We start from the raw sequence: 12,350 nt of genomic DNA, 5'->3' as shown, positions 1-12,350 counted from the left end.
GATCGGTCAGTGCTCGGCGTTCTGCGGCGGCAGAGCGGCGATGAACGGGTGGTCGCGCTCGATCAGACCGAGCTTCGACGCACCACCGGGCGAACCGAGATCGTCGAAGAACTCGACGTTCGCCTTGTAGTAGTCCTTCCACTCCTCCGGCGTGTCGTCCTCGTAGAAGATCGCCTCGACCGGGCAGACCGGCTCACAAGCGCCACAGTCGACACACTCATCCGGGTGGATGTAGAGCGATCGCTCGCCCTCGTAGATGCAGTCAACCGGGCACTCTTCGATGCACGCCTTGTCCTTGACGTCGACACAAGGCTGCGCGATGACGTAGGTCACGCTGTCGTTCCTCCTCGGAAGGGCACGGCGGCCCATTCTGTTTTCTCGCGTGCGCGGGTGAGCGCGGCGTCGTCGATGCCCGCCCCTAGTATCGCGGGTCGGAGACCGCAAATGCACAGGAGGTGCCCAGATGGCCGCCGAAGGGCCGGTTCAGGACCGTCCGGAAGTCCGGATAGGCCGTGCGGACGTTGGCCTGCGGGTCTCCGCCCGACGTCTCTCGGGCCTCGTGGACGGCAGGCCCGAGTTCCGCGACGTGATCGGCGTGCTCGCCTCCTGGGACGACCGGGGACTGACCGTCGTCCCGCGCACCGGCGGACCGGTCTCCTTCGACGAGCGGCTGCTCGTCGCGGGCAAGGTCGTACCGCTCTTCCCGGCCAGGCGCGCGCCGCTGCCGGCCGCCTCCCCGGTCGAACTCCAGCGGATCGCCGCCCGCGGCTGGCCGGCCGTCGACCGGGAACCGCTCGGTGCGTGGACGCTGCGCGCCTCGGCCGGATTCACCCGGCGGGCCAACTCCGTCCAGGCGCTCGGCGACCCCGGGCTCCCGCTCGACGAGGCGCTCGCGGCCGCCCGCGCCTGGTACGCGGCGCGCGGGCTGCCGGCCTGGGTGGAGGTCAGCACGCCCGGCTCCCCGGAACCGCTGCGGGCCGCGCTGGACCGGCTCGGCGCGGTGTACTCGCCGACCCTGGTGCGGGTCGCACCACTGGCCGGACTCGCCCGGGCGGGCGCCCCGGCGGCGGTCGGCCGGGTGCGGCTCTCCCGGACGGCCGGGCCGCAGTGGCTGTCGCTGTACCGCCGGGCCTCCGACGACCCGGCGGTCGAGGAGGCCGCCCTGCGGGTGATCCACGGCGGGCCGTCGGTCTGGTTCGCGACCGTGCCCGGGGCGCAGGGCCGGCCCCCGCTGGCGATCGGACGGTGCGTCGTCGACGGCCCGTGGGCCTGCTTCGGCGCGGTCGAGGTCGATGCCCGCGCGCGACGGGCCGGGCTGGCCACCGCGCTGATGGCGGTGCTCGCCTCCCGCGCCGCCGAGGAGGGCGCCACCGGCGCGTTCCTCCAGGTCGAGGCGGAGAACGACGGCGCCGTCGCGCTGTATGACGGACTCGGCTTCACGACCAGTCACACTTACCACTACGCGCGGCTCCCCCAGGGGTAGCGCCCACGCGTGGAACCGCCTGATTGTCCGCCCGTCCCCAGAAAGCCGCCGCAGCCACCGTGACCGAGCAGAGCAGAACACGCTTCCGGACCGAGGCCCGGGCCGAGCACCCCGATCCGGTGCTGCTCTGCCTGCTCGCGGCCGCCGAGCACACCCGCACCCCCGACCCGGACGACCCGGACGACCTGCCGGGCCCGCCCGCCCTCGCGGCCCTGCTCGCCGCCTGTGAGGCCGCGCTCGAACGGCACGCGGCCTCGGTCCGGCTCGCCGTCGCCGAACGGTTCCCGGCCGGGCCCGAGGAGACCGCCGCCCTGCTGGCCGCCGTCCTCGGCGGCCGGGAGCGGTTCCACGGACGGAAGTCCGACTACCGGCGGCTGGAGTCCTCGCTGCTGCCCGACGTGCTGCGGCGCCGGCGCGGTCTGCCGATCATGCTCGCGCTGGTCTGGATGGCCGTCGGCCGGCGGGCCGGACTCGCCGTGCACGGGATCGCCCTGCCCGGCCACTTCATCGTCGCGGTCGGCGGCCCCGCCGGCGGCGACGACTACGTGCTGGCCGACCCGTTCCACGGCGGACGGCTGCTCGACCTGCCGGACGCGGCGGAGCTCGTCCGCGCCACCGGACACGAGTTCACCGCCGAACTGCTCACCCCCGCGGCACCGTTGGACATCGTGCTGCGGGTGCTCGGCAACATCCGGGCCTGGGCCGCCGACCGCCCCGAACACGCTCGCACCCAGCTCTGGGCCACCGAACTCGCCCTGCTCCTCCCCCGCCACCCCGCCCAGCTCCGCCTGGAACGGGCGGAGCTGCTGGTCCGCACCGGCGACTTCCTGGGCGGGGCCGGGGAGATGGACGAGTACGCCGAGATCCTGGACGCCTTCGATCCCGACACCGCCGCCAAGGTCCGCCGGGACGCCCGGGCCGCGCGGCACCGGCTGAACTGAGCCGCCCGGCGGGAATCGTCGGACGCGCGCTACAGCCCGCGCTCGACGGCGGCCGGACAGCCGGGGACGTCGGCCACCGGGGCGACCGGCCGTGCGGTCACGAGCGGATCCCCGGCGAAGAAGCCGACGGTGCACGCCCCCCGGTCCGGACCTCCGGCCGGGGTGAGCGCGGCGCAGGGGACCAGGGCCACGAGCAGGGCGGCGAGCACCGACACGGCAGGCTTCGACATGCCCGTCATGGTGCCCGCCGCCCGCGCCCGACAGCGGCCCGGCCGATCCTTCGGCACGGAGAGTTCCTCCGCCCGCAGCAACCGCCCGGGGCAACCGCCCGCGGACGGGGTGCCGACCGGGGGCCGGTCCCCGTACCGGGCGGAGCGGCCACCGGAGCCGCAGACCGGAGCCGGTCCGGGGCGTTCACCGGGGCGGTTGTCGGAGGCGGGGGCTACCGTCCTCCCCGGAGGCCGGACGGATCGCCCCGCGCGGGCGCCCTCGGCCAAGGGGGAGCGGCATGGGCTCCCGGCACCGCTCGTCCGCGGGCCCGGCGCCCTGTTCCGGCCCCGCTCCCCCTCACACCGCCCGCCCCCGACCGTCCCGGACCGTCCAGTCGCCGGGTCTAGATTCCGAGCGACTTCTTCACGAAGTCGACCTGGAGCAGCAGCAGGTTCTCCGCCACCTCCTCCTGCGGCGTCATGTGGGTGACCCCCGACAGCGGCAGCACCACGTGCGGCCGGCCGGCCGCCAGCAGCGCCGAGGAGAGCCGCAGGGTGTGCGCGGCCACCACGTTGTCGTCGGCCAGACCGTGAATGATCATCAGCGGCCGCTCCAGGCCCGCCGCGTAGCCGCTCAGCGAGTTGGCCGCGTACACCTCCGGCCGCTCGGCGGGGTGGCCGAGGTAGCGCTCGGTGTAGTGGGTGTCGTACAGCTCCCAGTCGGTGACCGGGGCGCCCGCGACGGCCGCGTGGAAGACGTCCGGACGGCGCAGCACGGCGAGCGCGGCGAGGTAGCCGCCGTACGACCAGCCGCGGATGGCGACCCGGTCGAGGTCCAGCGGGAACTCCCCGGCGAGCGCCCGCAGCGCGTCGGCCTGGTCGTCCAGGGTGGCGCCGGCGAAGTCGAAGGCGATCGACTTCTCCCAGGCCGGCGTGCGCCCGGGGGTGCCGCGCCCGTCGGCGACGACCACCGCGAAGCCCTGGTCGGCGAACCACTGCGAGTTGAGGTGCGGGTTGTGCGCCTGGACGACGCGCTGGCCGTGCGGGCCGCCGTACGGGTCCATCAGGACCGGCAGCAGGCCGTCCCGCTCGCGGTCGTAGCCGGTGGGCAGGAAGACGGCCGCGGGGATGCGGCGCTCGCCCGCGAAGCGGAAGACCGGGCGGGCGGTGATCACCGGGGCCTCGGCGTAGGAGGCGATGGTGGCGATGTCGTCCACCACCAGGCCCTCCGGCAGGTCCCGGGCGACCTGCACCAGCGTGCCGGGCAGGTCCGGCTCCGCGGTGGCCCGCACGGTGATGCCGGCCGCGTGCACGGCGGTGGTGACGGAGGTGAACGGCCGGCCGTTGGCGGCCTCCCAGGAGAGCCGCTTGCCGTCGTGGCTGATCCGGCCTGCGGCGATCCAGCCCGGCTCGGGGTCGCTCTCGCCCGCGCCGCCGGAGGCGGTGAAGAAGACCTCGTCGGCGGTGACGGCGAGCACCGACCGCAGGTGCAGGTCGGCGCCGGTGACGTTCAGGTCGCCGACCACCAGCGTCCGGGCGCCCGACTCGTCGGAGATGCGGACCAGCTTGCCGTCCGGCGTCCAGGCGGGCACGCCGGGGAACAGCTCCAGCCAGGCGTCGTCCCGCTCCTCGTGCAGCAGCTCGGTCGCGCCGGTCTCGACGTCCACCCCGAGGATCCGCTGGCTGCGCTGGTCGCGGGCCTGGACGAGCAGCAGCGGGACGCCGCCCTGCGACCAGTGCACCCGGGCCAGGTACGGGAAGGCCCCGCGGTCCCAGAGCACCTCGGTGCGGGCGCCGTCCAGGTCGAGCACCCAGAGGCCGACCTCGGCGTCGGCGGTGCCGGCGGCCGGGTACGCGACCTCGGCGGGCTCGCGGTCCGGGTTCGCCGGGTCCGCGATCCACCAGCGGCGCACCGGGGTGTCGTCGGCGCGCTCGACCAACAGCCGGTCGCCGTCCGGGGACCACCAGTAGCCGCGGTCCCGGTGCATCTCCTCCTGGGCGATGAACTCGGCCTGACCCCAGGTCACGTTGGGTCCGTCGGGCCGGACGAGGGCCCGGTCGGCCGTCCCGTCGGTACGGGTGAGCCGCAGCTCGCCGGCGGTGTTCGCGTACGCGACGTGGAGGCCGTCCGGGGAGGGCCGCGGGTCGAGCAGCGGTCCCTCGGCGGGCAGCTCGGCCGTGGTGCCGTCGACCAGGTCGGCGGTGAAGAGGCGGCCGGAGAGCGCGAAGGCGGCGATCCGGCCGCTGCCGTCCAGGCCGTAGCCGACGACGCCGGCCGAGCCCTCCCGGCTGCGCTCACGGCGGGCCTTCTCGGCCGGGGAGAGGTCCTCCTCGCCGCCGCCGAGCAGGGCGACCGGGTCGGCGGCGACCCGCTCCTCCCCCGTGGCCGTGTCGAGGGTCCAGAGCAGGTTGGCGCGGTCGCTGCCGGACCGCGAGCGAAGGAAGACGACCCGGGAGCCGTCGGGTGCGACGGAGAACGACCGGGGCGCGCCGACGGTGTAGCGCAGGGTGCGCGCGTACTGCCTCGGGAAGGTGTCCGCTGGGGTGTGGGTGGTCATGGCACCTGACCCTACGACCTGGAGGTGCCACCCTCCGGCCGGTGGTGATCACTCGTTCGGAGCATCCGGCGCAAGTACGCCCGGAAGGGGCCCGCACCCCCTCCGACCGGCCCATGCGCCCCGGTGGTGCCCCCGTGCCCCGGGGTGCGCGGACTCACCGAACGTAATGATCCGCTCACCCATCGGGTATGACTGGTCCAACGGGTGATCGTCAGGCCTCGTCCCGGCCCCGGCCGCCCGACCGCAAGTCCCGCACGGTCCCGACCGCCGCCCTCCGCCGGGGGCGGCGCACCCGAGAAGGGGTGTGAGCCGCCATGGCTTTGTCCGTCTCCGCAGCCCTACTGATGCTGGTCATCGTGGTGGTGCTGATCCGCCGCTCCGGCCTGAAGCTCGCGCACGCCGTCGTCTGCGCGCTGCTCGGCTTCTACCTGGCCTCCAGTTCCATCGCCCCCTCGATCAGTCAGGTCACCAGCAACCTCGCCGGGATGATCAACGGCCTGAAGCTCTGACCCCGTGCGGCCGGTCGTTAGGCTGCTCCCATGACCGCCACTACCGGCCGCAGCCTGCTCCTGGTGCACGCCCATCCCGACGACGAGTCGATCGGCAACGGCGCCACGATGGCCAGGTACGTCGCCGAGGGCGCCCGCGTCACCCTGGTGACCTGCACCCTCGGCGAGGGCGGTGAGGTGATCCCCCCGGAGCTGGCCCACCTGACGGCCGATCGGGAGGACACCCTCGGCGCGCACCGGATCGGCGAGCTGTCCGAGGCGATGCGCGCGCTCGGGGTCACCGACTTCCGCTTCCTGGGCGGCCCGGGGCGCTACCGCGACTCCGGGATGTCGGGCGTGCCCGACAACGACGCGCCGGACTGCTTCTGGCGGGCCGACGTGGACGAGGCCGCCGGCCGGCTGGTCGCGGTCGTCCGCGAGGTGCGTCCGCAGGTCCTGGTCACCTACGACGAGGACGGCGGCTACGGGCACCCGGACCACATCCAGACGCACCGGGTCGCGATGCGCGCCCACGAGCTGGCCGCCGACGGGGCGTACCGGCCCGAACTGGGGCCGGCCTGGCGGATCGCCAAGGTGTACTGGAACCGGATGCCCCGGTCGGTGATCGAGCGGGGTCTCGCCGCGACCGCGGCCGGGTCGCCGTTCCCGGGCGTGGCGAAGCCGGGGGACGTTCCGGGGGTGGTCGCCGACGAGGCGGTCACCACCGTGCTGGACGGCGCCGCGTACGCCGACCGCAAGGCCGCCGCGATGGCGGCGCACGCCACCCAGATCACCGTGGCGGGCGACTTCTTCGCGCTCTCCAACGACCTCGGTCAGCCGCTGATCGCCACCGAGTACTACCAGTTGGTGCGCGGCCAGGCCGGTCCCCGGTTGCCGGAGGACGACCTCTTCGCGGGCCTCGGCACGGCCGCGGACCAGATCTCCCAGGAGGATGCCCGATGACCGCGCCCGCCGACGCCCGGCCGCAGCGCCGCTCGATCCCGGCGACCGTCCTCGGCACCCGGGACGAACGGCTGAACGAGTCCCAGCCACCCCGCATCGCACGGATCGCGGCTTATGTCCTGTTCTTCCTGCTGGGCATCGCGGTATCGGTGTGCGGAGCGTTTGTGCAGGCCTTGTGGCCACCCGTGGGAGTCCTGCTCGCACTCGCCGCCACCGCCGCGACCTTCTACGCCGGCCTGCGGGTCACCGGGACCCGGCTCGGCGCGGCCGCGCCGGCGGCCGGCTGGTTCCTCGCCCTGCTGCTGCTGATGGTGCCCCGGCCGGAGGGCGACAACGTCCTCTGGACCAATGCCACGTCGCTCGCCTGGCTGTTCGTCGGATCGATTCTGGGCGTGATCTGCGCCACCCTGCCGACCCGGACCAGCTGGTTTCCCGGAGTACCCGGTCCGCCGCGCTGATCGACCCGCCGAACCGCGTACGGTGGCCGGTACGACGAGCAGTCAGGACCACCCGGTCGTACTCTCATACCGGAAGAACCGGACGTATCGGGTTCTAACCGAACCGGTTCACCGCTCAGTTCTTCCCAGTATGGTGGTGCCGCAGAACGCCGTACCCGACGCCGCCCGCCAGGTCCGGCGCCGACGACCGCGGTCGCGCCGCACGGCCCGGCCCGCGAACCCGGAGCAGAGCAGCATTGAGCAGCCGCGAATCTGAGAACGCCCACCCGACGCCTCGGCGCACGGGCCCGGACGCCTACCCGTCGGGCACCCCGCCCTACGGCACACCGGGCTTCCCCGGCGGCGACCGCACGGGTGCCGGCACCGCCGGGGGCTCGGCTCCGGAGGGCGACGACGAGTCCCCGAAGACCGAGACCACCGTCACCACCCGCGTCCGGATCAACATCCCCGGCTCGCGCCCGATCCCGCCGGTGGTGGTCCGCAGCGCGGTCAAGAACGAGGACGGCCCCGGCGAGGACGCCCCGGCGCCCGCCCCGGCCGAACCGGCCGGGCCCCGGCACCGTTCCGCCGCGCCCTCCTCACCGGTGCTCGGTGTGATGGACGGCGGCGGCGCGCGCGCGGCCACCCCGCCGAACCTGCCCCCGGAGTGGCAGATCCCGCCGGCCACCTCCGAGTCCGAGTCGACCGGCGCGTGGTTCCGGCCGCGGCAGAAGAAGGCCGCCGACGCCCCGGCTCCCGTCGCGGCCTCGGCCCCGGTCGGCGCCCCGGGTGCCCAGGCCACCGCCGCCCAGCCGGCCCAGGCCGCTCCCGACGCCGGACCCCGGCGCAACGGCACCCGGCCGAACGGCAGCCGCCCCGACGCCGGCCGCCCGAACGGCCGCCCGGTGCCCGCCCAGGCGCAGGCCCCCGCGCCTCGCCCGACCGGCGCACCCGCCTCGCCCTACGGCACCGGCCCGGAACTCCCCGCCGAGGAGGCCGGCGTCTACGCGGACGCCCCGGCCGACCCGTTCGCCCCGGGCCCCGCCGCCGACCCGTTCGCCCCCGGCGCCGGTGCACCCGGCCGGGCCCCCCAGGGCCCCGGCCGCCCGCTGCCCGGCGGACCCGAGGACACCTCGGTCGACGGCTTCGCACCGATCCGCGACGACGCCCCGCCCGCCGCCATACCCGGCGTGCCCGGTGGCGCCGGCGCCCCCAACGGCGCCCCGCAGCCCGGCCTGTTCGCCTCCGCCCCGGCCGGCGCCGACCCGTTCGCCGCCCAGCGCCCGCCGGCCGCCGGGCCGAACGGCACACCGCCGCCCGCCGGCCTCTTCCCCGGCGCACCCCTCCGCCAGGGCGAGCCGGGCGGCCCGGGTGCCGGCGGTGGCCCCGGTGGCCCCGGTGGAGCCTTCGACGCCGCACCCGCCGACCCGTTCCGCGCCGCCCCCGGCCTGCCGCAGTACGACGGCCCGGGCACCGGCGTACCCGCCCCCGGCCCGGCCCCCGTGCCCACCCCGGCACCCGCCCCGCAGCCGGCCGCCCCCAAGCCCGCCTCCGGCACCGCCAAGCGCAAGCCCAGCGCCGCCAAGAAGCTGGTCAAGCTCGGCACCTACGCCGTCATCGGCGTGCTCTTCCTCGGCGCCGCCGCGTACGGCACCGGTCTGATGATGAACCAGTCCGACATCCCCAAGGGCACCGTCGTGCTCGGCACCGACATCGGCGGGAGCAACCGCGACCAGGCCATCCGCCAGCTCGACGAGACCGTCGGCAAGGCCGGCCAGCAGCCGGTCAAGCTGAAGGTCGGCGAGCAGACGCTGGACCTCGACCCGACCGCCGCCGGGCTGAGCTTCGACACCACCGCCACCGTCGACAAGCTCACCCAGCACTCCTACAACCCGGCCGACGTCCTCAAGTCGCTCAAGGGCGACGAGAAGGCCGTCCCGCCGGAGGTCAAGGTGGACCGGGCCAAGCTCAAGGCCGCCCTGGACGCCCTGGCCACCGGCTCCGGCCAGGGCCTGCAGGAGGGCTACGTCAAGTTCGGCGACAACGGCGAGGTCGTGGTGGTCCCGGGCAAGGCCGGCCAGGCCGTGGACTCCGCCTCCGCCGTGGAGCTGGTCGACGCGGCCTACCGCGACCGCGCCGCCGGCCGGACCGACCAGCCGGTCGCGCTGTCCGTGACGGCCGCCCAGCCGAAGAACTCCCCGCAGGCCCTGCAGGGCGCCGCCGACACCCTCGGCAAGTCCGCGGTGAACGGCATCGTCCGCATCCAGGCCGGCGCCAAGAAGTGGGACTTCACCCCGAAGATCGCCGCCAAGACCCTCACCCTGGTGCCGGACGCCAACGGCAAGATCGTGCCCAAGTGGGACCTCGACGCGCTCAACGGCCAGCTGGCCGGGGCCTTCGACAAGGTCAAGATGAAGAAGAACGGCCAGCTGGTCCAGATCACCCCGCAGGACGTCGCCGACGCGGTCACCTCGGTGCTGGACAAGACCGGCGAGCGGGACCGCACGGTCAAGTTCACCGTCTGACCGCGGAGTTGTGGGGGGGGGGGGGCCCCGGCCGGGGCGCCCCCCCCCCCCCACCCCCCCCCCGCGGGCCCAAAGTGTGGCGCGCCCCCCCCCCCCCCCCCCCCCCCCGCGCCCCCGAGTGTGTGGCGGCGGGCCCCCGCCCCCCCCCCCCCCGGGCGCGCGGGCGCCGGCCCCCCCCCCCCCCCGCCCCCCCCCCGGGCCCCCCCCCGGCGCCCCGCCCCCCCCCCCCCCAACTCCGCTCCCGGGTCAGCAAGATGTGACGCCGTACCGTCCGCCGCATCCGCCCCGGGAGAACCACCATGGGCCGCCCCCTGCCCCACCGCACGGCCCTGCTCGCCGGCCTCACCGCCGTCTCGCTCTCGCTGACGCTCTGTTCGTGCAGCTCCGGCTCCGGCGGCGCCCTGGCCGTACCGAGCTCGGTCGAGACCCCCAAGCTCACCGCCGTCGACATCAACCCGCACGAACGCGCCGAACTCCGCCAGGGCGGCACCCTGCACGTCGCGGTGGCCCAGTACTCCACCCAGTGGTCGCCGATCCAGACCGACGGCAGCGAGTCCTCCACCATCACGGTCACCAAGCCCCTGCTGCCGACCTTCTTCCGCTCCGACGCGGCCGGCACCCAGACTCCCAACCCGGCCTACCTCCAGGACGCGCACGCCGAGCAGCGGGACGGCCGCCAGGTCGTCGTCTGGACGCTCAATCCCAAGGCCCGCTGGTCCGACGGCACGCCGATCACCTGGCGCGACATCGAGGCCAACTGGCGGGCGCTGAACGGCCGGGACCAGGCCTACAAGTCCGCCAGCAGCACCGGATTCGAGCTGGTCTCCGCCGTCGAGCGGGGCAAGGACGAGTACCAGGCCGTGATGACCTTCGAGCGGCCGTTCTCCGAGTGGCAGTCGATGTTCAACGGCGCCGCCAACGCACCGCTCCTCCCGGCCAGCCGGACCGGCACGCCCGACCTGTTCAACACCGCCTACCTGGACGCGATCCCGGTCACCGCGGGCCCGTTCAAGGTGGAGAAGCTGGACCGGGCGGCCCAGACCGTCACCGTGGTCGCCGACCCCGCCTGGTGGGGCGAGAAGCCGCTGCTGGACCGGATCGTCTTCCACGCCATGCTCCCCAACACCATGGCCGCCGCCTTCGCCAAGGGCGAGATCGACTTCTTCAGCAACGGCCCGGACGTGGCCGGCTACCAGCTGATCCGGGGCATCCGGGGCGCCGCCGTCCGGCGCGCCGGCGGGCCCGACTTCCGCCAGTTCACGCTGAACAGCAGGAGTCCCGCCCTCTCCGACCCGTCGGTCCGCCAGGCCCTGTTCCAGGCGATCAACCGTGACACCATCGCCCGGACCGACCTCGCCGGCCTCGACTGGCCCACCGTCGTCCTCAACAACCACCTGCTGGTGGCCAACCAGAACGCCTACCGGGACAACTCGCTCGGCCTCAGCCGGTACGACCCGGCCGAGGCGGTCCGCAAGCTCGACGCCGCCGGGTGGAAGCTGGACGGCGACGTCCGCAGGAAGGAGGGCAAGGAGCTCAACCTGCGGATGGTCATCCCGGCCGGCGTCACCCAGGCCCAGAACGAGGCCGCGGTCACCACCCGGATGCTCAAGGACGTCGGGGTCAAGGTCACCACCGTCACCGCCAACGCCAACGAGTTCTTCGACAAGTACGTCAACCGGCGGGACTTCGACATCGCCGCCTACTCGCTGCTCGGCACGCCGTTCCCGGCCAGCGGCAACCGGGCCAACTTCGTCCAGAACGGCGGCACCAACCACTCCCAGGCCGGCAGCCAGGCGGTCGACGGCGCGCTCGACCGGGCCGCCGCCGCGGGCGACGCGGCCGTCGCCTTCGAGGCGATCAACCAGGCCGACGCGGAGCTGTGGAAGGTGGCCGGCGTGCTGCCCCTCTACCAGCGCCCGCAGCTGTACGGCGCCCGCGTCGACCTGGCCAACATCGGCGCCCAGGGCCTCTCGGACATCGTCTGGGAGAACGTCGGCTTCCAGAAGTGACGCCCGGGCGCGCCCTCCGGTGGCGCGTCCCGCACGCACGGGGCCCCGGAGTCCGCGCGACTCCGGGGCCCTTCGGCGGCCGTGCTCAGCCCGCGCCGATCACGTCCCGCACCTCCGCGAAGTGGCAGGCCGACTCGTGCGCGGCCGGCCCCTCCAGGGTCGACGGCACCGCCAGCAGCGGGATCTCGGTGGAGCAGCGCTCCTCCGCCTTCCAGCAGCGGGTGCGGAACCGGCAGCCCGACGGCGGGTTGGCCGGTGAGGGGATGTCCCCGCTGAGCAGGATCCGCTCGCGGGACTCGCGCCCGGTCGGATCGGGCACCGGGACGGCGGAGAGCAGCGCCTGGGTGTACGGGTGCGTCGGGTGGGAGTAGATCTGCTCCTCCGTCCCGATCTCGACCATCTTGCCGAGGTACATCACGCCGACCCGGTCGGAGATGTGCCGGACGATCGAGAGGTCGTGCGCGATGAACATGTACGAGAGCTCGAACTCGCTCTGGAGCTGCTCCAGCAGGTTGATCACCTGCGCCTGCACCGAGACGTCCAGCGCGGAGACCGGCTCGTCGCAGATGATGAGCTCCGGCTTGAGCGCCAGCCCCCGGGCGATGCCGATGCGCTGGCGCTGGCCGCCGGAGAACTGGTGCGGGTACCGGTTGATGTACTCCGGGTTCAGGCCCACCACGTCCAGCAGGTCCTGGACGGCCTTGCGGCGGTCGCCCTTCGGGGCCACCTCCGGGTGG

The 12,350-nt window shown here is 74.7% G+C and carries 11 protein-coding genes; 7 read left to right on the top strand and 4 right to left on the bottom strand.

Annotation, left to right across the window (positions count from 1 at the left end; genetic code table 11):
* Window positions 1–6: 6 nt before the first annotated feature.
* A complete protein-coding gene (fdxA, locus tag PUR56_RS14515; RefSeq protein ID WP_030459925.1) occupies window positions 7–333 on the bottom strand; it encodes a ferredoxin in 327 nt (108 codons plus the stop codon).
* Window positions 334–463: 130 nt separating this feature from the next.
* On the opposite strand from fdxA, the gene PUR56_RS14510 reads away from it, so the two are divergent.
* A complete protein-coding gene (locus PUR56_RS14510) occupies window positions 464–1,483 on the top strand; it encodes a GNAT family N-acetyltransferase (RefSeq protein ID WP_443034497.1) in 1,020 nt (339 codons plus the stop codon).
* A gap of 23 nt (window positions 1,484–1,506) precedes the next feature.
* Complete coding sequence (locus tag PUR56_RS14505) at window positions 1,507–2,424, top strand: transglutaminase-like domain-containing protein (protein ID WP_329949215.1); 918 nt, start codon at window positions 1,507–1,509, stop codon at window positions 2,422–2,424.
* A 29-nt stretch (window positions 2,425–2,453) separates the two neighbouring features.
* Here the strand turns inward: PUR56_RS14505 and PUR56_RS14500 are convergent, their stop codons facing one another.
* Both PUR56_RS14500 and PUR56_RS14495 read right to left on the bottom strand, forming a co-directional pair.
* On the bottom strand, window positions 2,454–2,654 hold the full coding sequence (locus tag PUR56_RS14500; protein WP_329949214.1) for a hypothetical protein: 201 nt from the start codon (window positions 2,652–2,654) through the stop codon (window positions 2,454–2,456).
* 383 nt (window positions 2,655–3,037) lie between these two features.
* Entirely contained in the window at window positions 3,038–5,191 is a 2,154-nt protein-coding gene (locus PUR56_RS14495; RefSeq protein ID WP_329949213.1) for a S9 family peptidase, read from the bottom strand.
* Window positions 5,192–5,505: 314 nt separating this feature from the next.
* Between PUR56_RS14495 and PUR56_RS14490 the strand changes: the two genes are divergently transcribed.
* From PUR56_RS14490 to PUR56_RS14470, 5 genes are all read left to right on the top strand, one after another.
* Entirely contained in the window at window positions 5,506–5,700 is a 195-nt protein-coding gene (locus PUR56_RS14490; protein WP_329949212.1) for a DUF2304 family protein, read from the top strand.
* A gap of 30 nt (window positions 5,701–5,730) precedes the next feature.
* A complete protein-coding gene (gene mshB / locus PUR56_RS14485; RefSeq protein ID WP_329949211.1) occupies window positions 5,731–6,642 on the top strand; it encodes an N-acetyl-1-D-myo-inositol-2-amino-2-deoxy-alpha-D-glucopyranoside deacetylase in 912 nt (303 codons plus the stop codon).
* On the top strand, window positions 6,639–7,100 hold the full coding sequence (locus PUR56_RS14480) for a DUF6113 family protein (RefSeq protein ID WP_329949210.1): 462 nt from the start codon (window positions 6,639–6,641) through the stop codon (window positions 7,098–7,100). Before mshB ends, PUR56_RS14480 begins: the two co-directional genes overlap by 4 nt.
* A 236-nt stretch (window positions 7,101–7,336) precedes the next feature.
* Window positions 7,337–9,604, top strand: coding sequence for a peptidoglycan binding domain-containing protein (locus tag PUR56_RS14475; protein ID WP_329949209.1), 2,268 nt, complete (start codon window positions 7,337–7,339; stop codon window positions 9,602–9,604).
* A 299-nt stretch (window positions 9,605–9,903) separates the two neighbouring features.
* Window positions 9,904–11,613: an ABC transporter family substrate-binding protein gene (locus tag PUR56_RS14470; protein WP_329949208.1), complete on the top strand. Its 1,710-nt coding sequence runs from the start codon at window positions 9,904–9,906 to the stop codon at window positions 11,611–11,613.
* Window positions 11,614–11,698: 85 nt separating this feature from the next.
* Here PUR56_RS14470 and PUR56_RS14465 read toward each other — a convergent pair.
* The coding region (locus PUR56_RS14465) for an ABC transporter ATP-binding protein (protein WP_329949207.1) at window positions 11,699–12,350 on the bottom strand (652 nt) is incomplete at its 5' end.

Source organism: Streptomyces sp. BE303, from assembly GCF_036290945.1.
Lineage (GTDB): Bacteria > Actinomycetota > Actinomycetes > Streptomycetales > Streptomycetaceae > Kitasatospora.
Note: the sequence above shows the minus strand (reverse complement) of the source record. Positions and strands in the feature narration are given on the sequence as shown.